Annotated in this window: 26 protein-coding genes; 11 read left to right on the top strand and 15 right to left on the bottom strand. The window is 70.6% G+C overall.

Annotated features, from left to right (window positions below):
* Positions 1–20 precede the first annotated feature (20 nt).
* A complete protein-coding gene (locus BV453_RS11415; protein WP_249521632.1) occupies positions 21–1,097 on the bottom strand; it encodes a YbdK family carboxylate-amine ligase in 1,077 nt (358 codons plus the stop codon).
* A 5-nt stretch (positions 1,098–1,102) separates the two neighbouring features.
* Complete coding sequence (locus tag BV453_RS11410) at positions 1,103–1,369, bottom strand: Rho termination factor N-terminal domain-containing protein (protein WP_025102516.1); 267 nt, start codon at positions 1,367–1,369, stop codon at positions 1,103–1,105.
* 121 nt (positions 1,370–1,490) lie between these two features.
* Here BV453_RS11410 and BV453_RS11405 point away from each other — a divergent pair, with 121 nt between their 5' ends.
* Entirely contained in the window at positions 1,491–1,655 is a 165-nt protein-coding gene (locus BV453_RS11405; RefSeq protein ID WP_164498167.1) for a hypothetical protein, read from the top strand.
* 69 nt (positions 1,656–1,724) lie between these two features.
* Here the strand turns inward: BV453_RS11405 and BV453_RS11400 are convergent, their stop codons facing one another.
* Positions 1,725–1,913 carry a CsbD family protein gene (locus tag BV453_RS11400; RefSeq protein ID WP_370670658.1) on the bottom strand — a complete coding sequence of 63 codons (189 nt, stop codon included), beginning with the start codon at positions 1,911–1,913 and terminating at the stop codon, positions 1,725–1,727.
* Positions 1,914–2,146: 233 nt separating this feature from the next.
* Between BV453_RS11400 and BV453_RS11395 the strand changes: the two genes are divergently transcribed.
* On the top strand, positions 2,147–2,524 hold the full coding sequence (locus BV453_RS11395; protein ID WP_249521631.1) for a hypothetical protein: 378 nt from the start codon (positions 2,147–2,149) through the stop codon (positions 2,522–2,524).
* A 21-nt stretch (positions 2,525–2,545) separates the two neighbouring features.
* Here the strand turns inward: BV453_RS11395 and BV453_RS11390 are convergent, their stop codons facing one another.
* Entirely contained in the window at positions 2,546–2,893 is a 348-nt protein-coding gene (locus tag BV453_RS11390) for a hypothetical protein (protein ID WP_249521630.1), read from the bottom strand.
* A 292-nt stretch (positions 2,894–3,185) separates the two neighbouring features.
* Between BV453_RS11390 and BV453_RS11385 the strand changes: the two genes are divergently transcribed.
* A complete protein-coding gene (locus BV453_RS11385) occupies positions 3,186–3,677 on the top strand; it encodes an FBP domain-containing protein (RefSeq protein ID WP_025102512.1) in 492 nt (163 codons plus the stop codon).
* Here BV453_RS11385 and BV453_RS11380 read toward each other — a convergent pair.
* The 6 genes from BV453_RS11380 to BV453_RS11355 form a co-directional block, all read right to left on the bottom strand.
* Entirely contained in the window at positions 3,674–4,495 is an 822-nt protein-coding gene (locus BV453_RS11380) for a PaaX family transcriptional regulator C-terminal domain-containing protein (RefSeq protein WP_249521629.1), read from the bottom strand. The two genes, BV453_RS11385 and BV453_RS11380, sit on opposite strands and share 4 nt — an antisense overlap.
* On the bottom strand, positions 4,485–5,756 hold the full coding sequence (locus tag BV453_RS11375; protein ID WP_126893870.1) for a kynureninase: 1,272 nt from the start codon (positions 5,754–5,756) through the stop codon (positions 4,485–4,487). Before BV453_RS11375 ends, BV453_RS11380 begins: the two co-directional genes overlap by 11 nt.
* 1 nt (position 5,757) lies before the next feature.
* Positions 5,758–6,777, bottom strand: a complete 1,020-nt coding sequence (locus BV453_RS11370; RefSeq protein WP_249521628.1) for an amidohydrolase family protein — start codon at positions 6,775–6,777, stop codon at positions 5,758–5,760.
* Entirely contained in the window at positions 6,777–7,628 is an 852-nt protein-coding gene (locus BV453_RS11365; RefSeq protein ID WP_126893872.1) for a tryptophan 2,3-dioxygenase, read from the bottom strand. Before BV453_RS11365 ends, BV453_RS11370 begins: the two co-directional genes overlap by 1 nt.
* Before the next feature lie 276 nt (positions 7,629–7,904).
* Positions 7,905–8,957, bottom strand: coding sequence for an alpha/beta hydrolase (locus tag BV453_RS11360; RefSeq protein ID WP_025102507.1), 1,053 nt, complete (start codon positions 8,955–8,957; stop codon positions 7,905–7,907).
* A 51-nt stretch (positions 8,958–9,008) separates the two neighbouring features.
* Positions 9,009–9,533, bottom strand: a complete 525-nt coding sequence (locus tag BV453_RS11355; RefSeq protein ID WP_249521627.1) for a TetR/AcrR family transcriptional regulator — start codon at positions 9,531–9,533, stop codon at positions 9,009–9,011.
* Positions 9,534–9,611: 78 nt separating this feature from the next.
* On the opposite strand from BV453_RS11355, the gene BV453_RS11350 reads away from it, so the two are divergent.
* On the top strand, positions 9,612–10,322 hold the full coding sequence (locus BV453_RS11350; protein WP_249521626.1) for an MBL fold metallo-hydrolase: 711 nt from the start codon (positions 9,612–9,614) through the stop codon (positions 10,320–10,322).
* Between the two features lie 312 nt (positions 10,323–10,634).
* On the opposite strand, the gene BV453_RS11345 is transcribed toward BV453_RS11350, so the two are convergent.
* The 3 genes from BV453_RS11345 to BV453_RS11335 form a co-directional block, all read right to left on the bottom strand.
* Positions 10,635–11,162 (bottom strand): cysteine hydrolase, encoded by a 528-nt coding sequence (locus tag BV453_RS11345; protein ID WP_249521683.1) that lies wholly within the window; start codon positions 11,160–11,162, stop codon positions 10,635–10,637.
* 107 nt (positions 11,163–11,269) lie between these two features.
* Positions 11,270–12,709 carry a cytosine permease gene (locus tag BV453_RS11340; RefSeq protein ID WP_249521625.1) on the bottom strand — a complete coding sequence of 480 codons (1,440 nt, stop codon included), beginning with the start codon at positions 12,707–12,709 and terminating at the stop codon, positions 11,270–11,272.
* A 44-nt stretch (positions 12,710–12,753) separates the two neighbouring features.
* Entirely contained in the window at positions 12,754–14,037 is a 1,284-nt protein-coding gene (locus tag BV453_RS11335) for a M18 family aminopeptidase (RefSeq protein ID WP_062765465.1), read from the bottom strand.
* A gap of 227 nt (positions 14,038–14,264) precedes the next feature.
* Here BV453_RS11335 and BV453_RS11330 point away from each other — a divergent pair, with 227 nt between their 5' ends.
* A complete protein-coding gene (locus BV453_RS11330) occupies positions 14,265–15,128 on the top strand; it encodes an EamA family transporter (protein WP_249521624.1) in 864 nt (287 codons plus the stop codon).
* A gap of 9 nt (positions 15,129–15,137) precedes the next feature.
* Here BV453_RS11330 and BV453_RS11325 read toward each other — a convergent pair whose 3' ends face one another.
* Positions 15,138–15,791: a response regulator transcription factor gene (locus BV453_RS11325; RefSeq protein WP_231729504.1), complete on the bottom strand. Its 654-nt coding sequence runs from the start codon at positions 15,789–15,791 to the stop codon at positions 15,138–15,140.
* Between the two features lie 298 nt (positions 15,792–16,089).
* Between BV453_RS11325 and BV453_RS11320 the strand changes: the two genes are divergently transcribed.
* The gene (locus BV453_RS11320) at positions 16,090–17,160 is read left to right on the top strand and encodes a histidine kinase (RefSeq protein WP_249521623.1); all 1,071 of its coding nucleotides are present in this window, start codon (positions 16,090–16,092) and stop codon (positions 17,158–17,160) included.
* 214 nt (positions 17,161–17,374) lie between these two features.
* Here BV453_RS11320 and BV453_RS11315 read toward each other — a convergent pair whose 3' ends face one another.
* Positions 17,375–18,118 carry a GntR family transcriptional regulator gene (locus tag BV453_RS11315; RefSeq protein WP_249521622.1) on the bottom strand — a complete coding sequence of 248 codons (744 nt, stop codon included), beginning with the start codon at positions 18,116–18,118 and terminating at the stop codon, positions 17,375–17,377.
* A gap of 170 nt (positions 18,119–18,288) precedes the next feature.
* Here BV453_RS11315 and BV453_RS11310 point away from each other — a divergent pair, with 170 nt between their 5' ends.
* Genes BV453_RS11310 through BV453_RS11290 form a run of 5 tightly spaced genes read left to right on the top strand, consistent with a single transcriptional unit; the run spans position 18,289 to position 23,746 of the window.
* Complete coding sequence (locus BV453_RS11310; RefSeq protein ID WP_249521621.1) at positions 18,289–19,212, top strand: phosphate/phosphite/phosphonate ABC transporter substrate-binding protein; 924 nt, start codon at positions 18,289–18,291, stop codon at positions 19,210–19,212.
* Positions 19,213–19,240: 28 nt separating this feature from the next.
* Positions 19,241–20,068 carry a phosphonate ABC transporter ATP-binding protein gene (phnC, locus tag BV453_RS11305; RefSeq protein WP_062765447.1) on the top strand — a complete coding sequence of 276 codons (828 nt, stop codon included), beginning with the start codon at positions 19,241–19,243 and terminating at the stop codon, positions 20,066–20,068.
* A complete protein-coding gene (locus BV453_RS11300) occupies positions 20,065–21,909 on the top strand; it encodes an ABC transporter permease (protein WP_249521620.1) in 1,845 nt (614 codons plus the stop codon). The genes phnC and BV453_RS11300 overlap by 4 nt, the downstream gene beginning before the upstream one ends.
* Positions 21,906–23,042, top strand: a complete 1,137-nt coding sequence (locus BV453_RS11295) for a TIGR03364 family FAD-dependent oxidoreductase (RefSeq protein ID WP_249521619.1) — start codon at positions 21,906–21,908, stop codon at positions 23,040–23,042. The genes BV453_RS11300 and BV453_RS11295 overlap by 4 nt, the downstream gene beginning before the upstream one ends.
* Complete coding sequence (locus tag BV453_RS11290; RefSeq protein WP_249521618.1) at positions 23,039–23,746, top strand: HAD family hydrolase; 708 nt, start codon at positions 23,039–23,041, stop codon at positions 23,744–23,746. The genes BV453_RS11295 and BV453_RS11290 overlap by 4 nt, the downstream gene beginning before the upstream one ends.
* Positions 23,747–23,752: the final 6 nt, after the last annotated feature.

The following is a 23,752-nucleotide window of genomic DNA, read 5'->3' as shown; positions in this document are numbered from 1 at the left end:
CGACGGACGCGAGGGCCCGGTCAGGCGGCCGGTGTTCCGGTACCTTCCTGCAGGAGCCGTCGGAGCGCGGGGAGCCCGTCCCGTGCGTGCGCCGCACGCTGCCGTGCCGCGCCGGTCCCGTCGGCCCGTATCCGGGCGAGGCCCGCCCGTACCGCGTCCGCATCGCCGAGCTCGTCCAGCACCGGTCCGATGTCGTCGAGCAGGTGCTCCGCCACCGTCCAGGCCGGGGCGATCTCGCCCGTGAGCGGATCCAAGAGGCGCGCCGTCATCCCCGCTCGCGACGCCATCCAGATCGACGCGTCGATCGTCTCCGTCTCATCGGCGACGATCCGCTGCCCGGACGACAGGGCTATCCCGCGGGTCAGCAGCGCGGAGAGGACGGCGTCCTCCGCGGTGAGCTGCGTGTCCGCGACGCGCGCCTCCACGGTCGGGTAGCGCTCGGAGAGGCGCACCGCCCAGGAGAGGGAGGTCGCCTCGCCGATGGTCCCGAGGTCGAGGAGCTGGTCCACGCGCGTGCGGTAGTCGTCGACGTCGGCGAACCGGGGCGGACACCACGACGAGGGGAGTCGGCGGATGAGCATGCTCCGCCAGCTCGCGAAACCCGTGTCGAGACCGTTGCCGAACGGGCTGTTCGTGCTGAGGGCGAGCAGCAGGGGCAGCCACGCGCGAAGCCGATTCAGAGCGCGGACCCGCTCCTCCTCGTCCGGCACCTCCACGTGCACGTGCAGGCCGTTGACCTCGTGCTCGCGGGTGAGGTGCGCCAGCCGTCGCGCGACGTCGTCGTAGTGCGCCGACGGCGAGAGGCGCGGCGAGCGGAGAGTGGTGAACGGCGCGCCGGTCGGTGCCGCGATCGCGCGCCGGACGCGGGCCTGCCTCCCGATGGCCGCGCGCAACGCCGTCAGCTGCTGGACGGCCTCGGCGCCGGTGCGTACCGGATCGGTGAGGGCCTCGACCTGTGAGGCCAGGTACTCGGTGGTCACGCGTCCGGCGGTGACGTCATCGCCGATGCGCTCCAGGATGTCACCGCTGAGGGCGACGGGGACGAGCGAATCCTCATCGAGCAGAAGGAACTCCTCCTCGATCCCGAAGCGCGTCATCCGGGTCAGTGGTTTCGCAGTTCGGAGATGAGCTCGGCCTTGCGCTTGCCGCTGTAGCCGGTGAGACCCAACTCCTTCGCGCGCTTCCGCAGCTCGGGAACGGTCCAGTCCTCGTAGTCCCCGTGCTTCCCGCCGCGGCGGCCGACCGAGCTGCGGCCGTCTCGTGCGGCCGCGTTCGAGATGCGGGCGGCCTTCTCCTTCGAAGCCCCGTCGTCGCGGAGCTCTTCGTACAGCTCCGGATCCTTCAGCGAGTTGTTGCGTCGTCCTGGCATTGCTCTGCTCCTTCGCGCATCGGGAGGGTCCAAGTCAACCCCCTCCAGAGAGGGTGTGGTTCGGGTCTAGCGTGAGGTCACCGCAGTCGGGCCCCCGCGCCCCCAGAGAAGGGAAAGACCGATGAACATCCTCCTGATCATCGTCATCGTCATCGCCGTGATCCTCGCGATCACCGGAGGACTGGTGCAGTCGCTCCAGTTCCTGCTGTGGGTCGGTCTGGTGCTCCTGGCCATCGCCGTGATCGCCTGGCTGATCCGAGCGATCACCGGCAGCCGCAAGGTCTGACCCGAGTGCGGAGGGGGAGGCTCGCCATCGGCGAGCCTCCCCCTCTTCATGGGTTCAGCGGGTGGGGGATCAGCGGTTGAACGCGTCCTTGACGCTGTCGCCGGCCTTGCCCGCGGCGTCCTTCACGTTCTCGCCGGCCTGCTTCGCGTCGGCCTTCACCTGATCCGCCTGGCCTTCGGCCTCGAGCTTCTCGTTGTCGGTGAGCTTGCCGAAGCCTTCCTTGACCTTGCCACCCAGCTTCTCAGCGGAATTCTTCATGTCATCTGCGCCACTCATAAGAGGCTCCTCTCCTGGACGGATCGATTTCTCTTCGAGCGTCGCACCGGCGTCGCGGTCCGTCCACGGGATTGACATTCACCGACGGGCGTGTCAGCGTTCCGCCCCCATCGACTCCCGCCCGCACAGGGGTTAGCCTGGCGCCAGGCGGGTGTCCTGCCCGTCGTCCTCGACAAAGGGAGCGGTGTGCGATGGACGCGATGATGATGGGTGCCATGTCCAGGAACATGGAGTCGATGCCGGACATGGCGATGATGGACATGTCGGTGCTCCAGGCGTGTATGGACGCGTGTGCCGCCTGCGAGCAGGCCTGCACGGTGTGCGCGACGCAGGAGATGGACTGCGCCCCCGCGTGCATGAACTGCGCGGACGTGTGCCACACGATGATGCGATCGATGCTCCGCATGCAGGGGATGACCCCGGCCACGATGATGGCGATGCTGGACGCGTGTATCGCGATGTGCCAGATGTGCATGGACGAGTGCATGCAGCATGCCGATCACAGCGACGTCTGCCGCCTCTGCGCTCAGGCGTGCCAGGCCTGCATGAACGCGTGCATGGCGGTCCGCGACATGATGATGGCGAGCGCCTGACCCGAGGGGATCAGGCCCTCGTCACACGACGGCGACGTTGAAGCGGGTGCGTCCCACGGCGAGCACGGCGTAGTCGAGGTGGAGGGCGACCGGGCTGCCGATGGCGGCCTCCAGCGCGGCGCCGGAACCGTTCCACAGCGAGTGCGTGGTGCCGTCGAGCGTGCGGACGACGAGGTCTCCGGCGCCCGGATCCGCCGCGATCACGAACGCGTCCGCCCATCGCGCCGGGGTCGCTGCGGCGAGACGCTCCTGGATCAGATGAAGGGCGTGGCCGGGGGCCGAGGAGGAGCAGCGGCCGCCGTTCCTGCACATGCACGTCGCACGCTCACGCACCTCGAGGGGCGGACGGCGGTGCAGCGGCGTGGACACGGGGACTCCTTCGGATCGGCGTCCGGCCAGAGTACGTCGACAGGGTCGGGATCCCGCAGCGCTCCCGACACGCGACGAAACAAACGGGTGTAGGCTCGCCGGGTGCTGTCGTCGATGAGCGCCCTCGGGGCGCGGAGCGGAGCTGCAGGCGCGTTCAGCGCCGCAGACAGAGGCTGAGGACCGGCCGGAGGCGGAACCCCGTCCCCGGTGCTGCGTCGTACCCCGGCATCGTCCGGGTGATCCTCCGATCCGTCTCGCCGTTCCGGCGATCACACCGAAAGCTCTTCCCCTCATGCGTCCCATCGACGAGCGCGCCCTGCGCGCCTCCTTCTGCAACGCCTCCCGCAAGGAGGTCTCCGACATCACTCTGCCGCCCGGCTTCGCCGAGACCGATTTCGACCGGCTCGACTACCTCGGCTGGATCGACCCGAAGCTGCCCCGGCGCGCCTACGTCGTCGTGTGGATCGACGACGAGCCCGTGGGCGTCGTGCTGCAGCGCGCCGAGCAGCGCGTGCTCGCCCGCGCCCAGTGCTCGTGGTGCGAGGACGTGACGCTCCGCAACGACGTGCAGCTGTACGTCGCCCGACGCGCCGGGGCCGCCGGCCGCAAGGGCGACACGGTCGGTGTGCTCGCGTGCGCGGAGTTCGGCTGCAACGCGGCGGTGCGCAAGCTCCCGCCGCTGGCCTATCCGGGGTACGACCGCGAGCTCGCGCGCGAGATGCGCATCCTGCGGCTGCAGGAGCATGTGACCGGATTCGTGCGCGAGGTCGCCCGGACCGACTAGGCCGTCACGGCGCGGACATGCGCGAGGGCGGGTGCCGCCCACGCCGCCGACAGGCGGGCGAACGCCTCGAAGCTGCGTCCGCCCGGCCAGTCGGCCGGCAGCATCGCCGGGGGCAGTCCCGGATCGGTGTAGGGCAGCACCCGCCAGCGGTCGATGAGGTGCACGTACGCGGGGAACGGCGCATCCGGGAGCGCGGTGAGCGAGGCCTGGAAGGCTTCGTGCTCGCCGCGCAGCGCGTCCAGGTCCCACCACGCCGCCGCGGCCTCGGCCAGCGTGCCGGCCGGGGCGGGGGCCGACGCGTCGAACAGCGTCGCCCAGCGGCGGGCGCCGAGCTCGTCGAGGATCTGCTCCGCCTCCGCCCTGAGGTGCCCGGGGCAGATCCACAGGGCGGGGGAGACGACGCCGGCGCCGATCCACTGCAGGCGCCGGCGCAGCTGATGACGCACGCTGCGCGCACTCTCCGGGATCGAGAACGACACGAGGCACCACGGATCGTCGTCGGTCATCTCCTGCATCCGGAAGATCCGGCGGTCGCCGCGCTCCAGCATCGGCACGGCCGCCGGGCTCAGCCGGTAGCCGACGGCGTCGCGGCGCTCCGGCAGGAGCAGGCCCTTCTGCTTGAGACGGGCGATGCCCGTCCGGGCGGGAGCGGCGGGGATGCCGAGGTCGGCGGCCAGCGCCACGAGATCGGCGGCCGAGATCCAGCCTCCCAGCGGGCGCAGATACAGGCCGATCAGGGTGCGCAGGAGCGAGGCGGTGCTGCCGGGGCGGGCGTCGATGTCATCGAGCACGACCGGCGCCGCGGGGTCAGGAGACACCGGACTCCAACGCGTCCCTGACCGCGAGCACCCCGGCCACGGTCTCGGCGTGTGAGGTGCTCAGCGGCGACAGCCCGAGCCGGATCCCATCAGGGAAGCGGAAGTCGGGGATGACGCCGTCCGCCCAGAGCCTCCGGGTGACCTCCCGGAAATCGGGGTGGCCGATCGTGATGTGTCCGCCGCGTCGCGCCGGGTCACGAGGGCTGAGCAGGCGGACGTCCAGCGGCGCGAGCAGCTCGTCGTACGCCCGCACAGCGAGCGCGGTGAGCGACTCCGACTTCGCGCGCACGCCGTCGATCCCCGACTGCTCGATGAGGTCGATCATCCCCTGCATCGCGAGCATCGAGGTCACCGGCGGCGTGCCGCTGAGGAGCTGACGGATGCCGTCGGCGGGGACGTACTCCGGGCCCATGGCGAAGATGTCGGCCGCGCTCCACCAGCCTTGGATCGGCTGCCGCAGCAGGCCCTGCAGGTCGTGGCGGAGGTAGGCGAACGCGGGCGATCCCGGGCCGCCGTTGAGGTACTTGTAGGTGCAGCCGACGGCCATGTCGACGCCCCAGTCGTCGAGCTGCATCGGCACGACACCCGCCGAATGGCAGAGGTCCCACAGCATGAGCGCTCCCGCGTCATGGACGACGGCGGTGATGGCGGGCATGTCGGCGAGGGCGCCGGAGCGGTAGTCGACGTGGCTGAGCGAGACGAGCGCCGTCCGCTCGGAGACCACGGCCGCGACGTCGTCGACCGTGACGCCGTGTACCGGGTCGGGCGTGATCCAGCGCAGCGTGGCCCCCATCTCCGCCGCGACGCCCTCGGCGAGGAACCGGTCGGTGGGGAAGTTCCCCTCTTCGATCACGAGCTCCGTCCGCCCCGCGGATCCCTGAGCCGTGCCCCTGGGGCCCTGAGCCTGTCGAAGGGCCCCCCGCATGAGCTTGTACAGCAGGACGCTCGTGGAGTCCGACACGACCGTCTGCCCCGGCCCCGCGCCGAGGGTGATGGCGCCGATGCGGTCTCCGAGCTCCATCGGCAGGGCCATCCACTGTTCGTCCCAGGAGCGGATGAGGCGTGTGCCCCAGTCCTCGCGCACGAACGCGGCGAGCTTCTCCGGCACGTCGCGCAGCGGGCGGCCGAGCGAGTTGCCGTCCAGATAGGCGGTGACGCCCGGGGCCTCGACGAACGCGTCGAGGTGCGCGGCGAGCGGGTCGGCGGCGTCCAGGGTGCGGGCGGCGTCGAGGAGGGCGGTGTCGGCGGAGCGGTCGGTCATGTCACACCTTCAGGTCGGCGGCGGTGAGGGGGCGGGCGGCCAGGGGATCGGCGGATCCCGGTGGCAGCAGGAGCAGGAGAGAGCGGGGATCGAGCGGGTCGACCGGCGCGAGGGCGCGGAGGAGGGTCTCGTCGTCGAGCCCGGCGGTGCGGAGGGCACGGACCTCGTCGGGGTTCATGTCAACGGGGGTCGGGCCGTTGCCCATGTCGGTGCCGTAGCGGACGGTGCCGCCGGCGGCATGGAAGCGGGCGACGTTGTCGATCGCGATGGCCCTCGCGGCGGGGTCGTGGATGGCGAGTGTGCTGATCCAGGAGGCCCGGACGGCCTGCTCCGCGATCTCCTCGTCGTCCAGGCGCTCGGTGAACGGGGCGTGCGCGAGCTGCGTCGCTCCGAGGCGGACGACGCGCTGCGCCTCGCCGGTGCCCTCCGCATGGGCGACGACGGGGAGGCCGTGCGCAGTGGCGAGCTCCACGATCGCGCGGAAGAGGGCGTCGGCGAACACAGGGCCGGCGGTGCTGTTGCTCGCGATCTTGATGAAGGACGCGCCCGACGCCGCCATCTCCGCCACGGCGGCCGCCGCCCCGGCGGGGTCCGCGATCTCCCGCACCGATCCGGCCGGAGCCCATGCCCGATCCGAGGGGTAGCCACCCGGCGAAGTGAGGAAGGCGCCGGCGTACCGGACGGTTCGCAACTCAGGAGAATCCGGCCCCACCGTGCGCGAAACCGCGCCGGCGCCGCCTCCGTCGGCCAGTTCTCCTGCATTGTGGACGGCGATAGACGCGACGGTCGACGGGTCGCCGCCGAGGTCGACCACCCGTCCGAGGCGCGACGAGGCCAGGAGCATGTGGTCGACGAGCTGCAGATGCACGTGGTGGTCGGTGAAGCCGCCGACGATGCGTCCGGCCAGGGCTGGGGTGCCGGGGGAGGGCTCCTCATCGCGGAGCTGGGGGCGCCCGTCCGCGCCGAGCCCGACGACGCCGTCGCGCCAGCGCTCGCCGTCGAAGAACGTCGCCGCGAGCATCAGGAGCCGATCTCGGTGCGGACGGTGTAGAGCTCCGGGAAGAACGTCAGGTCGAGGGCGCGCTGCAGGAAGCCGACGCCGCTCGATCCACCCGTGCCGACCTTCATCCCGATGGTCCGGGACACGGTCTTGAGGTGGCGGAAGCGCCAGAACTGGAAGTTGTCCTCGAGATCGACGAGGTCCTCGCAGGCCTCGTAGAGGTCCCAGTGGGTGCGCGGGTCCTGGTAGATCGCGCGGATGGCGGGTACGAGGGCCGGGGTCTCGCGGTACGGCTGGCGCACGTCCCGGTCGAGGATCTCGCGCGGGACGGGGAGCCCGCGGCGCGACGCATAGCGGAGGAACTCGTCGTACAGCGTGGGCTTCTCCCACTCGGTGGTGAGGAGCGCAAGGTTCGCGGGGTGGTCGCGGAAGACGCTCAGCATCTTCTCGTTCTTGTTGCCCAGCGCGAACTCGACGGCGCGGTACTGCACCGACTGGAAGCCGGACGAGTTGCCGAGCGCGCCACGGAACTGGGCGTACTCCGTCGGGGTCAGTGTCGCGAGCACCGACCACTGCTGCGTCATCACGTCCTGGATGCGCTTGACTCTGGCGATGCGCTTGAGGGCGTCGCGCAGGTCGTCGGCCGCGAGCAGTTCCCGCGCCGAGCTGAGCTCATGCAGCAGCTGCTTCAGCCAGAGCTCCGTCGTCTGGTGCTGGATGATGAACAGCATCTCGTCGTGGTGCTGCGGGTCGCTCACCGGGTGCTGTGCCGTGAGGAGCTGGTCGAGCGCGAGGTACGAGCCGTAGGTCATGCGACCGGAGAGGTCCGTGACGATCCCGGACTCGAGTGCGCGTTCGTTCTCGGTGTGCATCCCGTAAACATATCACTTTCGTGCCGGTCGTCACAGAGACGTTATGTCCAAATCCCGACGCATCGGCACGACCCGGCGACAGTGGCACGGGTATCCGGAGGATTCGGTCCTGCACCCGTGCCGCAGTCGTGCACCCGTGCCCGGCTCGTGCATCCGTGCCCGGGTCCGACTGCAAGACCCGGCGACAGTGGCACGGTTATCCGGAGGATTCGGTCGTGCACCCGGGCCGGAGTCGTGCATCCGTGTCGGAGCCGAGGTCGGACGAAAGAGGCCGGGTCAGCGGGTGTGCGCGTCGAGGAAGGCGATGGTGTCCGCAAGCGCCTTCCGGGCCTCGGGGAGATCGAGGTGGAACTGGTATTCGTGCGGGAGCTCCGGCTCGTGCGGCGCGGGCCAGAACACCGGCGTCACGTCGACCCCGAGCTCCTGGAGCCGCTTCGACATCGGGATCGACTGGAGCCAGGTGAGCCCGTCGCCGTTGCCGCCGGAGATGTAGGTCGCGGGGAAGTCGGCCGTGACCCAATCGACGGTCGACATCGTGGCGCCCGTCGAGTCCTCCGCCCAGGTCTTCGTGCCGGAGTACGCCCACATCGCCGACTTGAAGCCCCATCCGGCGACCCCGTCGAGTTCTGCCAGTGCGGCGAGGTCGTAGACTCCGCAGTTCAACACGGTCGCGACGAGCTGGTCTGCGCGGATCGACGGGCGGATGCCGAGGATCTCGGCGTAGTCCGGATTCGTGATGAGTGTCGCCATCTGGCTGGCGAGCTGGGCCCCGGCGGAGTCTCCTGCCAGCACGATGCGGCGCGGATCGACGCCCAGTTCCGCCGCGTGCGCGTCGATGTAGGCGAGGGCCTCGTCGAGCTGGTGGACGGCGAGCGGATACACGCCCTCGGGTCCGCGGGTGTAGTTCACGCCGATGGTCGTGTAGCCCTCCGCGGCGAGGATGCGGAGGTACGGATCGACGTCCTCCTTCGATCCCGAGATCCAGGCGCCTCCGTGGATCCACACCACGGTCGGCAGTGCGCCGTCGGCGGAGGCGGGGCGGAAGACGTCCATCGTCGTGTCCGCGCCGGCGTCACCGTAGGCGACATCCTTCCGCTCGTCGAGGGCGGTGTCCGGGACGTGCTTGGTCATCTCGGCGGCGGTCTCGTCGCCGCCTTTCGTGAACACGGAGCGGATGATCATCGCGGACGGCCACGGGGTGAGCGCGCCGACGATCGCGACGACGGCGGCGACCGCGGCGAGGGTGCCCACGGCGATCTTCGTGCGACGCCAGGGCGTCCGACCGGTCTTCGCGGCCACGGTTCCGGCGGTGCTGCGGGAGTCTTCCACGGCCTCAGTGTGCCAGCATCCGCCGTCATGGACCGGGAATGACGGGCGTCCTCACCCGGCGAGGCTCGCGAGGAGACGCCGGAGGCCGTACTCGAAGGCGCGGTCGACGTCACCCCCGAGTCGGAACGCCCCGGACAGTTCCATCTGCAGGAATCCGGTGGCCCAGGCGGTGAAGAGACGCGCGGCGTCGAGAGCGTCCGTCTCGCCGACCGCGGTGGCGCAGGCGCGGATGACGGGGGCGGCGGAGCGTTCCAGGGCCTCGCGGGAGACCGCGGCGTTGAACATGAGGCGGAAGCCCTCCGGGTGCGCATGAGCGAAGGCGCGATAGGTGCGGGCGAGCGTGGAGAGGTCGTCGCCGGCCGCCTCGAGCTGGGTCGCGAGGGCATCGACGGATGCCGTGGCGACCGCGACTCGCAAGGCCTCACGATCGCGCACGCGCTTGTAGAGGGAGGGGGCCCGCACGCCGACACGCTCCGCGACCGCCTGCATCGTGAGTCCCGCAGGACCGTCGGCCTCGATGATGTCCTGGCCGGCCGCGACGATGGCATCGATCGACGTGCGTTCGGGGGTGGGCATGGATCCTCCTCGATGGCTATTGACAGTAGCCATGATAGCTACGTAACGTAGCCATCGCAATCGCCCGAGAGGATCATCATGAAGCTCGCCCCTCACCTCCACCGCCTCGGCAACGACATCGTCGCCTCGTACCTCATCGACCTGCCCGAGGGCATCACCCTCGTCGACGCCGGGTTGCCCGGGCACTGGCATGACCTTCAGCGGGAGCTCGCCGTGATCGGCCGCCCGCTGTCCGACATCCGCGGACTCGTGCTGACCCACGGCGACAGCGACCACATCGGATTCGCGGAACGACTGCGTCGCGAGTCCGGCGTTCCGGTGTACATCCACGGCGCCGATGCACACCGCGTGCGTACCGGGGAGAAGCCGAAGACCCCGATGGGTCCTTCCCGGATCGGTCCCATGCTCGGGTTCCTCGCCTACGGCCTCCGCAAGAGTGCGCTCCGCACGCGCCACGTCACCGAGGTTTCCGAGGTCGCGGACGGCGACGTGCTCGACCTCCCCGGGGCCCCGGTCGTCGTGGGTCTTCCGGGGCACTCGCCGGGGAGCATCGCGGTGCACGTCCCGGCGGTCGGCGCGGTGTTCGTCGGCGACGCCCTGACCACGCGGCATGTGCTCACGGGGGAGGAGGGCGCGCAACCCGCCCCGTTCACCGACGAGCCCACAACAGCCCTGGCCTCGCTCGACCGCCTCGCGGCGCTCGAGGCCGAGTGGGTCCTTCCCGGCCATGGTGCTCCGTGGCGCGGAACTCCCGCCGACATCGCCGCCGCGGTCCGCGCCCACGCCTGACGCTCGCCCCTGTCGGGTTCACCAACGCCCCTCCCCGCGTCTGCCGAGGTGCACTTTCCGTCCCGCCCGAACGCCGCACCACGGTGCCGGATCGATAACGCACCGCCGTCGCGCGGCGGAGGTGCATTTCGCGTCCCGCGACGGGGACTCCGTGCGGGATCGAAAACGTGCCCGGTGGGCCCGCGCGAGGGGCGGAATCCGTCCCGCTGGCAGGGCTCGCCGGCGTGCGGGATCGAAAACGGGCGCGAAACGGTGTGCGGAGGTGCGATTTCCGTCCGGCACGGGCGCGGGATGCGGGCCCGGGGGAGGGGGTCAGGGGGAGAGGAGGGTGGCGGTGTCGGTCACGGTGATCTGCGGGGGATACAGGGACATGACCTGCACGGCGGCGGAGTGGTTCTCGGCCGTGGAGCCGGCGCAGGCATCCGCCACGAGCGTCACGCGTGCCCCGGCGTCCGCGGCGGCGAGAGCGGTGGACACGACGCAGCAGTCCGTGGACACCCCTGCGAGCACGATCCGACCACCGCGCCCCACGATCGCCTCCAGCTCCGGACCCCACTTGCCGAACGTCGGGAGGTCGACGGTGGGATGAGGCGACAGGCCTTCCGCCTCGGGGACCAGCGCGTACAACGGGTCGTCAGCGGGGCGGTCGGCGAACGGCCACGCGGCGAAGTACTCGCCCCAGGAGGTCGAGCGGTCGGCCGTCGGCAGCCACCGGGTCACGAGCACGCGCTCGCCGAAGGCGTCCGCGAGGCGCCGGATGTTCGTCATCGCGGCGGCGAAGAACGGCGAGCCCCAGGCCGAGTCGGGCGACGCGAAGATCACCTGCGGATCGACCACCACGAGCCAGCTCTCGTCTGCGGAACCGGCCGCCTCCTCGGCCCCGCGGCCTGCCGCCCCCTGGGTCCCTGAGCCTGCCGCTCCCTGGGTCCCTGAGCCTGTCGAAGGGCTCACGACTCCTGCCGCCGGATCTTCCCGGCCCGCGCGAACCAGGTCACGAGGAACGAGAGCACGAGCGCCACGAACACCCCGAGGTTCGCGTACGCCCAGTCCCCGTCCGTCCCGCCGACGAGGAACAGGAGGTATCCCTGCCAGTTGTTCCACGGCGCCGAGTCCGCGAAGCCGTTGAGGACGAGGCCCCACCCGATCACGCTCGCGACGACCATGGTGCCGATCGAGGTCCAGTCCCAGGCGCCGTAGCGGCCGCGGCTGTCGAACAGGGCCGCCTCGTCGTAGTCCTTCCGGCGACGCAGGATGTCGGCGATGAGGATGCCGGCCCAGGAGGCCAGCGGCACGCCGAGGGTGATGAGGAAGCTCTGGAACGGGCCGAGGAAGTCGGTCGCGAAGAAGACCACGAAGATGGTGCCCGCGGTGAGGATCGCGCCGTCGATCGCCGCCGCCGACGGCCGCGGGATGCGGATGCCGAGGCTGAGCAGGGTCAGGCCCGAGGAGTAGATGCCGAGCACTGCGCCGGAGACGAGCGCGAGCACGGCCGTGAACAGGAACGGCGCGAGCACCCACACGGGCAGGATGCTCGCCAGCGCGCCGATCGGATCGGCGGCGATCGCGACCATGAGCTCCTCGTCCGATCCCGCGAGCAGCAGACCGAAGACGACGAGGATGACCGGTGCCACCGAGCCGCCGATGGTGTTCCAGGCGACGATCGCCCCGTCGGACGCGGTGCGCTTCTGATAGCGCGACCAGTCCGCGGCGATGTTGATCCACCCCAGCCCGAATCCGGTCATCACCATCACGAGCGCGCCGACGACCTGGCCGATGCCCCCGTCAGGACGGGCCAGCACCGCGGCGAGGTCGATGGTCGGCGCGGCGAGGATGATGTAGACGATCGTCACGACGCCGGTGATCCACGTCAGCACCGACTGCAGCCGCATGATCGTGTGGTATCCGAGCACGGAGGCGGCGACGATCAGCGCGGCGACGATCACGGTCGCGAGGATCTTCAGCCACAGACTGTCGCCGTCGCCGCCGAGCTGCGTGATGACGGTCGCCGTCGCGAGCACGGCCATGATCGCGAGGAACGTCTCCCACCCGATCGACGTGAGCCAGGACACGATCCCTGGCACCTTCTGCCCCTGCACGCCGAACGCGGCCCGGGAGAGCACCATCGTCGGCGCCGACCCGCGCTTGCCCGCGATCGCGATGAGTCCGCACAGCAGGAACGACACGACGATGCCGATGACCGAGACGACCGTCGCCTGCCAGAAGGAGATGCCGAAGCCGAGCACGAACGAGCCGTACGACATCCCGAACACCGACACGTTCGCCGCGAACCACGGCCAGAACAGGTCGCGGGGCTGGGCGGTCCGCTCGGACTCGGGGATGATCTCGATGCCTGCACGCTCGATGAGAGCCGGCCTGATGTCGGTCATCCTCACATCCTGGCACTCCGGGGGCACACTCCGCGCGGCCCGATTCAGCCGGCGAAGAAGGCCCCGGCCACGCGGGTCAGGTCGTGCAGGTCCGAGACGCCGGCGAGCTCGCGGGCGGAGTGCATCGAGAGGATCGGGATGCCCACGTCGACCGTCCGGATGCCGAGCCGGGTCGCGGTGATCGGGCCGATCGTCGAGCCGCACGGCACGCTGTTGTTCGAGACGAACTCCTGCGTCACCACCTCGGCCCGATCGCACCAGTTCCGCCACGAGGCGGCGCCGACCGCATCGGTCGCATAGCGCTGGTTGGCGTTGAGCTTGAGGATGGGTCCGGAGCCGAGCACGGGCTGCACGACGGGGTCGTGCCGGCCGATGTAGTTCGGGTGCACGGAGTGCCCCACGTCGCTGGACAGGCACCACGACGACGCGTACGCCTGGCGGCGGGCGGAGCCGTCGGCGCCGAGCCCCGCGTACAGCCGTTCCAGAACGTCTTCGAGGAAGGGGCCTGCGGCGCCGGAGCGCGACTCGGAACCGAGCTCTTCGTGATCGAACGCGGCGAGGATCGCGATCGGCGCGCCCGCCACGGGGGCGTGTGCCGCGAGGGCCACGACGCCCGCGTGCACCGAGGCGAGGTCGTCGAGCCGGCCGGAGGCGAAGAACGCGTCGTCCTTGCCGAACACGGCACCCCGTGCGGCGTCGGCGACCACGACGTCGTAGCCGCGGATCTCTGCGGCGTCCACGCCGGCGGAGTCGGCGAGCTCGGCCAGCAGATCGGCCTCGGTCGGATCGCCCAGACCCCACACCGGCTGCGTCTCGGTCTGCTTGTCGAGCGCGAGGCCGTTGTTGACCCCGCGATCGAGGTGGATGGCGAGCTGGGGGAGGCGCAGCAGGGCTCCGGTGTCGGCGAGGACGACCCGGCCGTCGGCGAGGGCGAGCCGGCCGGCGAGGCGCAGCTCCCGGTCGAGCCAGGAGTTCAGCAGCGGACCGCCGTACACCTCGACGGCGGCCTGCAGCCAGCCGCGGGCTCCGGTGGTGGGCTGCGGCTTGAGCTTGAAGCCGGGGGAGTCGGTGTGCGCTCCGAACACGTGCACGGGCGTCGTGGAAGACGCATCCTCCGGCACCACCCACGCGATCGTCGCGCCGTCGCGGACCACGAGGTACCGGCCTCCGGGCTGCGCAGGCCAGGCGTCCGCCTCCTGCAGCCGTGTGAACCCGGTCTCCTCCAGACGGCGGGCGGTCTCGGCGGCGGCGTGATAGCTCGACGGGGAGGCGGCGACGAAGTCGGCGAGGTCTTCGGCGTGGGCGAGGGCGTCCGGGGTGACGGGCATGGCATGACCTTCCTGCGCAGGGTGTCCTTCGAGCGTAGTCGCGCCTGGTCACCGCGCCCCTCCCGGTCGGAGATAGGGTGGTGGCGATAGCGCCTAGGGTTCCGGGGTCTGCACCCGTCTGGTCCGAGCGGCGCCACGGTCCTCCTCCGCAGGAGGGCCGTCATCTGACAGGACAAAAGCCCGGAGGACCCGATTCGTCGCGCCCGCGGCGGAGGGAAGGGTCTGCCGTGTCCGCTGTCGCTCTCGTCCTCGTCCTCTCCGCCGCGATCGCCCACGCGTCCTGGAACGTCATCGCGCACGGCATCAGCCGCGCCGGCTCGCCGTTCCTGTGGTGGGGTGCGGTCGCCAGCACCGCCGTCTGGATCGGGGCCGTGCCGTTCACGGGCGGACTCGGTGCGGCCGACCTCGGCTCGTTCGCACTCGGGGTCTCCGTCTCCGCGGTCCTGCACGTCGCCTACATGGCCGTGCTGCAGCGCGGCTACCGGGAGGGCAGCCTGTCGACCGTCTATGCGACCGCACGCGGCACCGGCCCCTTCCTCTCCGTGATCGTCGCCGTGCTCCTGCTCGGCGAACGCCCCTCGGCCCTGGCGCTCGTCGGCGTCGCCGCGGTGATCGCCGGTGTGGTCGCGATCGGGTTCGTCGACCGCCGTCCGGCGGGCAGCGGGCGCCGCATCGACCCCGGCCTCCTGTTCGGTGCTCTCACCGGCGTGGCCATCGCGGTCTACACGATCTGGGACGCCCACGCGGTGCGGGAGTGGGAGCTGTCACCCGTGGCGTTCATGGTCGGGACGACGCTGCTGCAGGTGCCGTTCTATTCCGTGGCGGTGCGCGGACGATGGGGTGCTGTCGTGGCGCTGGGGCGCACGCAGTGGCGCCGCATCCTGGCCTTCGGCATCCTGTCGCCGCTGTCCTACATCCTCGTGCTGACGGCCATCCAGATCGCTCCGGTGGCTCTCGTGGCACCGCTGCGGGAGGTCAGCGTCGTGCTCGTGAGCCTGTTCGGCGCCTTCGTCCTGCGCGAGTCCCGGCCCGGCTTGCGGATCGGCGCCTCGCTGGTCGTCCTCACCGGGATCGTGCTGCTCGCGCTCTGAGGCCGCGGCTCACCGGAAGGTGACGAGGCCGGCGTGGGCGGCCGTGACGAGGATCTGCACGCGGTCGCGCAGGTGCCACTTCGACATCATGCGACCGAGGTGGGCCTTCACGGTTCCCTCCGAGACGATGAGCGCCTTCGCGATCTCGGCATTGGACATGCCCTTCGCGAGGCACTGCAGCACCTCCTCCTCGCGCTCGGTGAGCGGTTCGAGGGTCTCCGCCGCCGCGGTGGGAGTGGAGTCGCGCACATGGCGGATGAGCATCGACGCGATGCGGGGCGACAGCGAGCTCGCTCCCGCGAACACCTCGCGCACGCCCGTGACGATCTCCTCCGCGCTGGAGTCCTTGAGCAGGTAGCCGGAGGCGCCTGCGCTCAGCATGGGCAGCACCGTGTCGCTGCCGTCGAGTGTGGTGACGGCGAGGATGCGCACGTCGGGCCACCGTTCGGCGATCGCCGCAGTCGCCTCGATGCCGTTCATCTCCGGCATCTGGACGTCCATCATCACGACGTCGGGCTTCTCGCGCTCGACCGTCGTGAGGGCCTCCACACCGTCCTCCGCCTGCGCCACGACCGTGATCTCGGGCGCGCGCGACACGAAGTGCGACAGCGCGGAGCGGACCAGAGGATCGTCATCGACGATCACCACGCGGATTTCCTGCATGGAGGAAGCCTAACGGCGTGAAGCGGGCGCTCTGAGGATGTAGACCTTTGGCTATCGAGGTCTGGACGAACGCCAGATGTGCGCTCCGCTCGCCGCCGAGAAGATGAATACAGACATCGACAAACGGCACTAGAACGGAGGTGAATGTAATGACTTTCTGGCAGCAGGTTGGCAAGCTTTTCGGTTTCACTCGCTAGGATAGCTGGCGAATAGGAGACAGTGCACCATGGCCTTAGACCAGTCAAAACGGGCGGTGCCTGACATTTTCCGACTCGCACGCGGCGAACGCCTCACACGCGTGGAGAGCATCGTCATCCTCGCGATCATCGGCGTGATGGTCGCGATCGACGTCTTCACTCTTTTCACGGATCCCACCGTGAATCCCCTCGCCTCCGCGGTGAGCATCGCCTCCACTCTGGCTACCGCTCTGTTTCTCTGGTCGCCTCTGATCGCCACGTGTGCGATCGGTGTCGTCCTGGTGGCCTCCTTCTTCACGGGGACCGAATCGCAGGTCCTCATCACCGCCGCCCTGGCGTCTGCGCTGGTCATGCGCCTGGGCTGGAGCCCTCTTGTCCTCTCCTACACCGGAGTCTTCCTCGTCGCTGCGTCGGTCATGGCGTACGGAGACTCCGATGTCCCCGTCAATGTCGGCATCTACCTGATTGCGGCCACGGTCGCCGGGGCCATCGGCCTCGGACTCCGGCTGGCCTTCGACCGGGGACGTCGCCTCGAGCACGAGCTGGAGGCTGCGGCGGAGCAGGAACGGGAAGCCGTCCTCGCCGAGCGACGATGGATCGCCGGCGAGCTGCACGACAGCATCGCGCACCACCTCACGGTGGTGTCGCTGCACGTGCAGATGCTCGAAGACCCCGACGCCAGCGATGGCTCCCGGGAGGCGATCCGTGTCGCCGCCCGGAAGGCCATGACCGACCTCCGTTTCGTGATCGACCTCGCCGACGACGGCCCCCGTGCCGCGGGTATGCCGACGGGCGACCTCGTCGCGGCGGTCGAGGAGGCGCAGACCGAGTTCGAAGCGGCCGGGCACGAGGTTATCCTCGATGGCGACCCCGGCGACGAGCGCATCCCCCGGGCCGTGGAGATCGTGCTCGCGCGCATCGTGCGCGAGTCGGCGACGAACGTCCTGAAGTACGCGGGCCCCGGCACCGTCGAGATCCGTCTCGCCGTGGACGACGACAAGGCCCACCTGTCGCTGCGGAGTCCGCTGCCCACGACGCCGCGTCGCGAGCTCTCCTCCAGCCGGACCGGACTCGGACGGATGGCCGAGCGCGTGATGGGCGCCAGCGGCGAGTTCAGCGCCGGGGAGGTGGACGGGCATTGGCTCGTCTCCGCCGTGTTGCCGGTGGTGTGAGCCCCGCGTAGTCTGAGACGACGCCCGTGATCCCGGGCCTGAGACCGTAGACGAAAGTCTACGAGTGTCTCGACATTCGGCACTTCAGCGGCCTCGCGGTGCCGACATATCCTGAAGGCTCCCCAGATAAAGCGTCCCCAGCGCTGCGATCGCGGGCGCGATCTTTCTGGCTTCTTAAACTCCCGCGCCCGCGGTCGCGAATCTGTTCCGGGGCTCAGCCGCCCACCGCTCTCATGTAGTGTCCGTCCGTCGAGATCCCGGATGCCGCCACCGTGAAGCGCACCACCTCGCTGAGGTAGCGGTCTTCCGATGCCTCGAAGATGCGCCCCTCGGCGTCCCGCGACGTCCGCGTGAGGCGGAGGATCGGGGTTCCGCGCGGCACACGCAGGAGCGCGGCGTCCTGGTCGTCGGCGGCGACCGCGTCGATCACGTGCTGCAGGGTGACGATGGGATGGCCGACCGAGGCGAGGTACTCGGTGATCGACACCTCATCGAGGTCCACCTCGAACAGCTGGCGCCCGACGTCCTCGGTGTACGCGAGGCGCTCCAGCATCGTCGGTCGGCCGTCGAGAAGCCGCAGCCGGACCACGCTCACGATCGTGTCGTCGCGTCCCACGCCCAGTGCCGAGGCGAGGTCTCCCGCGCGACGCAGGCTGAGCTCCTGCGTCTGCGCGCCCGGCGAGACGCCGAGGTCCCGCGCCCAGCGGGTGAAGGGAACCGAGACGTCCACCGCCTGATTCGCCTTCCGTGCCACCACGCGCGCAGGGCGGCCGCGTCCCGTCTCGATCAGCCCTTCGGCGCGGAGGGCCGCCAGGGCGTTGCGGATCGGACCGCGTGACGTGCGCCAGCGCTCCGCGAGCTCCGCTTCGGTCGGCACGTCGTCCCCGGGGCGGAGCGTCCCGTCGGCGATCCGCGTGCGGAGGTCGTCGGCGATCTGGGTGTACACAGCTTCGGCCACATAGGTACATTACTTCGTTCGACGCCGTCGCACAGTCGGCGTTGCGCGCCTGTTCACCCAAGCGAATGCCGGGTGAACGCCGCCTGAACTCTTCCGAGATAGGTATACATCTCGGCCGCGGGGCTGGGAGAGTCGTCCCTGGATCACTCCTCCCACCCTGAAAGGTCCTCATGAAGCTCCGCGCTCTCCCTGCCCTCGCCGGCGCTGCGATCCTCGCGCTCGGCCTCGCCGGCTGTTCCGGATCGGCCGACGCCACCGACGCCTCCGCCGACGCTCAGTCGGTCGGCGGATTCGCCGTCGACGAGAACACGCTCGTCTTCGGGGTCGTCCCCGACTCGGTGGACACCGAGACGAACTACCAGCCGCTCATGGACTACATCGCCGAGGTCACCGGCAAGGCCGTCGAGTACCACGAGTCCACCGACTACGCCGCGCTCATCGAGGCCGCCGTCGCCGGCAAGGTCGACGTCGCCTCGTTCTCGGGGTTCACCTACGTCACCGCGACGAACAACGGCGCGAAGCTCACCCCGATCTCCTCCATCGTGACCGAGGAGGGCCAGGAGCCCGGCTACTACTCGCAGGCGATCGTGCCGGCGGACAGCGACATCTCCAGCCTCGAGGACTTCGCGGGCAAGAAGGTGTGCTTCGTGGATCCCTCCTCCACCTCCGGCTACCTCTTCCCGTCGTACAACCTCATCGAGGCGGGCGTCGACCCGAAGACCGACATCACTCCCGTGTTCGCGGGCAAGCACGACGTGAGCGTGCAGAAGGTCGGCGAGGGCGTCGAGTGCGAGGCCGGCTTCGCCGAGGACTCCGAGGTCGAGAAGTCGGACACGGTGAAGGTCATCGCCGAGACCATGGTCCCGGGTGCTCCGCTCGTCTACTCGTCGTCGCTGCCGGACGACGTGGCGACACAGCTCGTCGACGCCCTCGGCGAGGTCACCATCGACGACATCATCGCGGCGGGCATCGACAGCGCGGACTCGGACGCGTTCCGCAGCGTGTTCTTCGCCACCAAGCCGGTGGACGACGCGTACTACGACCTCATCCGCGACATCTGCGCCGAGACCGAAGCCGAGCAGTGCCAGGGCTGACGCCCCGCGCCTGACGACAGGAGAAGCCATGACCGCGGCATCCGACACCCTCATCCGCCTCGCCGGCGTCACGAAGACCTTCGGCAGCACCACCGCCCTCAAGGACGTCACGCTCGAGGTGGCCCAGGGAGAGATCGTCGTGCTGCTCGGGCTCTCCGGTTCCGGCAAGTCCACGCTGCTGCGGCATCTCGACGGCCTGGAGCTGCCCAGCTCCGGGTCCGTCGAGGTGCTCGGCGCGTCCGTTCCCTCGATGAAGGGGCGGGCGCTGCGACAGCTTCGCAGCAGCGTGGGCTTCATCTTCCAGCAGTTCGAGCTCGTGCCTTCGCTGACCGTGCTGGAGAACGTGCTGACAGGGTCGCTCTCGCGGATGCGCGGCCCGCGGCTCGGGCTGTGGAGCTATCCCCGCGCCGCGAAGCTCACCGCGCTGGAGCACCTCGACCGCGTCGGCCTCCTCGACCGCGCCTACCAGCGCAGCGACACCCTGTCCGGCGGCCAGCAGCAGCGCGTGGCCATCGCCAGGGCCCTCATGCAGAAGCCGGCGATCCTCCTGGCCGACGAGCCCGTCGCCTCCCTCGACCCGGAGTCGAGCGAGCAGGTGATGGCCCTCATCCGCGAGATCGCCGCCGACGAAGGCCTCACCGTCGTGTGCAGCCTGCACCAGGTCGACCTCGCGATCAGCTGGGCCGACCGGATCGTCGGGCTCCGGCACGGCGAGGTCGTCCTGGACACCCCGACGGACGGACTCACCAAGGCCGAGGTGATGGAGATCTACGGCCGCGTCGCGACGACCACGGCGGAGATCCGCGCCGTGCAGGTGGAACTCGTCGACGCCGTGACCACGGTGGGGGCGTCATGACGACGGTGGGGGCCTCGACACGGGGCGCTTCGACAGGCTCAGCGACCCAGGGCGGCGGCTCAGCGACCCAGGCCGCTTCGACAGGCTCAGCGACCCAGGGCAGCGGCTCAGCGACCCAGGGTGCTTCGACGGGCTCAGCGAACCAGGGCGGAGGGAGCGTCGCGGAGCGGGCGCCGAAGCGGCCGCTCTCGGCGGAGCGCATCGCGGCGGGGCTCACCCTCGTCGTCCTCGTCGTGCTCGGCATCGTCGCGGTGCGGGACGTGGGCATCTCGATCCCCGCGATGGTGCAGAGCTGGGGCAACGCCGAGAACTTCCTCGCCCGGGTCGGCGGACTCTCCTTCCCCGCGCCGGCCGACCTCGCCTGGCTGATCGCCCTGACCGTCGGCCTCGTGCTCGTCGGCACGCTGCTGGCGGCCGTGCTCTCCGTGCCGATCGCCTACCTCGCCGCTGCGAACACCACCCCGGGCGCCGGCTGGCGCGCGGCAGCCCGCTTCCTCGGCGTCCTCACCCGTGCCCTTCCCGACGTCGTGCTGGCCATGGCCTTCGTGCTGATGTTCTCGCTCGGCACGCTGCCCGGCATCCTCGCGATCGGCATCCACTCGATCGGCATGATCTCCAAGATGTTCGCGGACGCCATCGAGCAGATCGACGAGGGGCCGCGTCTCGCGATCCGCGCCGCCGGCGGCTCGAAGCTCCAGGAGTTCACGGCGGGCATCCTCCCGCAGGTGCTGCCGAGCTGGGTGGCGACGGTGCTGCACCGCAACGACATCAACCTGCGCGGGAGCGTCGTGCTCGGTTACGTGGGCGTCGCCGGCCTCGGTCTCGAGATGTCCTATGCGTTCAAGGCGCTGAACTACGGCAAGGGTCTCGGGATCGCGCTCGTGATCTTCGTGCTGTGCATCGTGATGGAGATCATCTCGAGCACGGTGCGGGGCGCGATGCTCGGTGAGCAGAAGCAGACCCGTTCCTGGATGGACCGGATCGTGCACCCGCGCCTGCGTCGGCGGTCGCACGCGCCCGCCGAGGGCCGCCCGGCGTGGGCGGCGAGCCCGGAGACCGCGGTGCGTCGTCCGTGGACCGCGCAACGCGTGCGCCACACCGCGGCCGGTGCCGTCGCGCTCCTCGTCGTGATCGGCAGCGTCGTCGTGAGCCAGATCACCTGGTCGGACCTGTTCACCTTCTGGGCGAAGCTGCCCGACGTCGCCGCCCGGTTCTGGCCCCCGTCGTTCGGCAGCTACGACACGGTCGCGATGCTGGAGGCCATGCGGGAGACCGTCGCCATCGCGCTCGCCGCCACCGTCCTCACGCTCCTGCCCTCGCTGCTGCTCGGTTCGTTCGCCGCGCGCAACGTCGCCCCGCACGCGGCAGGGCGCGGCACCGCCCGTCTGCTGCTCGTCGGCATCCGCGGCATCCCCGAGCTGATCCTCGCCATCGTCCTCGTCGTCATCACGGGTCTCGGCGCGCAGGCCGGCGTCATCGCGCTCGCGATCGGCGGCATCGGTCTGCTCGGCAAGCTCATCGCCGACTCCTTCGAGGAGGTCGACCGCGGCCCTGAGCGCGCGCTGCGGGCGGTGGGCGCCACACGGATGCAGACGTACACGTCGGCCACGCTGACCCAGGGCACCCGAGCCCTCATCGGGCACAGCTTCTACATGCTCGACACCAACATCCGCGCGGCCACGATCCTCGGCATCGTCGGCGGCGGCGGGGTCGGCTACTACCTGCTGAACGCCAGCCAGGGCTCGCGCTACGAGACCGTCACCGCGATCGTGCTGATGATCCTCGTCACCGTGCTCGCCGTCGAGGGGCTCGCGATGTGGATGAGGAAGGTGTTCCGATGACCGGGGCGAAGAATCCGGACCTCGTCGTGGTGGGGACCGGCATCGTCGGTCTCGGCGCCGCCTTCGCCGCCGTGCGCCGCGGGCTCCGGGTCGTCGTCGTCGAGCGCAGCGCCGCCCCGACCGGCGCCACGATCCGCAACTTCGGCCACCTCTGCATCGGCGCGCAGGGCGGAGAGGCACGGCGATACGCGGATGCCTCCCGAGAGCTCTGGCTGCAGCTCGCCCGGGACGCGGGGTTCTGGCTCCGCGAGTCGGGCACGCTCGTGGCCGCCCGCCACGAGGACGAGTTCGCCGTGCTCTCCGCGGCGGCGCGGGACGGCGGCATCCGGATGCTGGAGGCCGCCGAGCTCCTGCGCCGTGCGCCGCTGCGCCGGAACGGGCTCGTCGGCGGTGCCCTCATCGAGGCCGACCTGCAGACGGACCCGCGCACGGCGGCGACCGCGATCGTGCGCCACCTGACGGCACAGGGCGTCGAGTTCCGCTTCCGCACTGCGGTGACGGCCCTCGGCGCGGGACGGGTGGAGACCACGCGCGGGGCGATCGACACCGGGGCGGTCGTCGTGGCCGTCAACCACGACATCGACCAGCTCCTGCCCGAGGTCGCGGAACGGCACGGGGTCGTGCGGTGTGCGCTGGACATGATGCGGGCGGCCGTCTCCTTCCCGCGACCGTTGACCGCGCCCCTGCTGACCGGCTGGTCCCTCATCCGGTACGGGCGGTTCGCCGACAGCCCCGAGGCCCGCACCCTCCGCGAGCGCCTGCACGCCGAGCGGCCCGACCTCGCGGCCCTCGATCTCAATCAGATGTACACGCAGCTGCCGGACGGCACGCTCATCCTCGGAGACTCCCACGCCACCGACGCCGCCCCGTCGCCGTTCCAGCCGGAGGCCGCGTTCACCGCGTTCCTCGACGAGGCCGAGGCCCTGTTCGACGGGGCGGCGCCGCGGGTCATCGAGCGGTGGCAGGGCGTGTACGCGAAAGCCCCCGGCGAGTTCCTCGTCGACCGCGGAGATGACGGCGCCCTCGTGCTCGCCGCGACCACCGGCATCGGCATGACCTGCGGTCTCGGGCTCGCCGACCTGCACCTCACCGCCGCCCTCGGCGGCACCCCTGCTCTGGAAGGAACACCATGACCACTCCGATCGAACTCGTCGTCCTCGACATGGCCGGCACCACCGTCCTGGACGACGGCGTGGTGGAGCAGGCGTTCCAACGCGCCGCCGAGCGCACCGGCGTCGCCGCGCGGCTGCCCTGGGAGGATGCCCTCGACTACGTCCGGGAGACGATGGGGCAGTCCAAGTTCGACGTCTTCCTCCATCTCGCGGGCGGCGATGCGAGCGCGGCGCGGCAGGCCACCGCGGCGTTCGAGACCGCATACGCCGAGATCGTCGCCGAGAGCGGCGTCGCGGAGATCCCTGGAGCGGCGGACGCGATCCAGGGGCTGAAGGACGCGGGGCTGACCGTCGTCCTCACCACCGGATTCGCTCCGGTCACGCGACAGGCGCTCATCGACGGGCTCGGGTGGGGAGGACTCGTCGACCTCGCCCTGTCTCCGGTCGATGCCGGCCGCGGACGCCCCGCGCCCGACCTCGTCCTCACCGCCCTTCTGCGGACGGGCGCGTCAGCGGTGCAGGCTGTGGCCGTCGCCGGCGACACCGTGAGCGACGTCGATTCCGGCCGTCGTGCGGGGGCGGGCTTCGTCGCGGGGGTCCTCACCGGGGCGCACGATCGCGCGGCGCTGAGCGGAGCGGGGGCCGACGTCGTGCTGTCCGACGTCACGGCGCTGCGGACAGCGCTGGCGCAGCGCGAGCTCCTTCCTGCCGTCGCCTCCGTCTGAGGTCGT

Source organism: Microbacterium sp. ER1 (genome assembly GCF_023383675.1).
In the GTDB taxonomy this organism is placed as follows: Bacteria; Actinomycetota; Actinomycetes; order Actinomycetales; family Microbacteriaceae; genus Microbacterium.
Note: the sequence above shows the minus strand (reverse complement) of the source record. Positions and strands in the feature narration are given on the sequence as shown.

Coding starts and splice junctions, on each gene's coding strand:
- BV453_RS11415 (WP_249521632.1), bottom strand. CDS start 1,097: ATGACGCGCTTCGGGATCGAGGAGGAGTTCCTTCTGCTCGATGAGGAT.
- BV453_RS11410 (WP_025102516.1), bottom strand. CDS start 1,369: ATGCCAGGACGACGCAACAACTCGCTGAAGGATCCGGAGCTGTACGAA.
- BV453_RS11405 (WP_164498167.1), top strand. CDS start 1,491: ATGAACATCCTCCTGATCATCGTCATCGTCATCGCCGTGATCCTCGCG.
- BV453_RS11400 (WP_370670658.1), bottom strand. CDS start 1,913: ATGAAGAATTCCGCTGAGAAGCTGGGTGGCAAGGTCAAGGAAGGCTTC.
- BV453_RS11395 (WP_249521631.1), top strand. CDS start 2,147: ATGTCCAGGAACATGGAGTCGATGCCGGACATGGCGATGATGGACATG.
- BV453_RS11385 (WP_025102512.1), top strand. CDS start 3,186: ATGCGTCCCATCGACGAGCGCGCCCTGCGCGCCTCCTTCTGCAACGCC.
- BV453_RS11375 (WP_126893870.1), bottom strand. CDS start 5,756: ATGACCGACCGCTCCGCCGACACCGCCCTCCTCGACGCCGCCCGCACC.
- BV453_RS11370 (WP_249521628.1), bottom strand. CDS start 6,777: ATGCTCGCGGCGACGTTCTTCGACGGCGAGCGCTGGCGCGACGGCGTC.
- BV453_RS11365 (WP_126893872.1), bottom strand. CDS start 7,628: ATGCACACCGAGAACGAACGCGCACTCGAGTCCGGGATCGTCACGGAC.
- BV453_RS11355 (WP_249521627.1), bottom strand. CDS start 9,533: ATGCCCACCCCCGAACGCACGTCGATCGATGCCATCGTCGCGGCCGGC.
- BV453_RS11350 (WP_249521626.1), top strand. CDS start 9,612: ATGAAGCTCGCCCCTCACCTCCACCGCCTCGGCAACGACATCGTCGCC.
- BV453_RS11340 (WP_249521625.1), bottom strand. CDS start 12,709: ATGACCGACATCAGGCCGGCTCTCATCGAGCGTGCAGGCATCGAGATC.
- BV453_RS11335 (WP_062765465.1), bottom strand. CDS start 14,037: ATGCCCGTCACCCCGGACGCCCTCGCCCACGCCGAAGACCTCGCCGAC.
- BV453_RS11325 (WP_231729504.1), bottom strand. CDS start 15,791: ATGCAGGAAATCCGCGTGGTGATCGTCGATGACGATCCTCTGGTCCGC.
- BV453_RS11310 (WP_249521621.1), top strand. CDS start 18,289: ATGAAGCTCCGCGCTCTCCCTGCCCTCGCCGGCGCTGCGATCCTCGCG.
- phnC (WP_062765447.1), top strand. CDS start 19,241: ATGACCGCGGCATCCGACACCCTCATCCGCCTCGCCGGCGTCACGAAG.
- BV453_RS11300 (WP_249521620.1), top strand. CDS start 20,065: ATGACGACGGTGGGGGCCTCGACACGGGGCGCTTCGACAGGCTCAGCG.
- BV453_RS11295 (WP_249521619.1), top strand. CDS start 21,906: ATGACCGGGGCGAAGAATCCGGACCTCGTCGTGGTGGGGACCGGCATC.
- BV453_RS11290 (WP_249521618.1), top strand. CDS start 23,039: ATGACCACTCCGATCGAACTCGTCGTCCTCGACATGGCCGGCACCACC.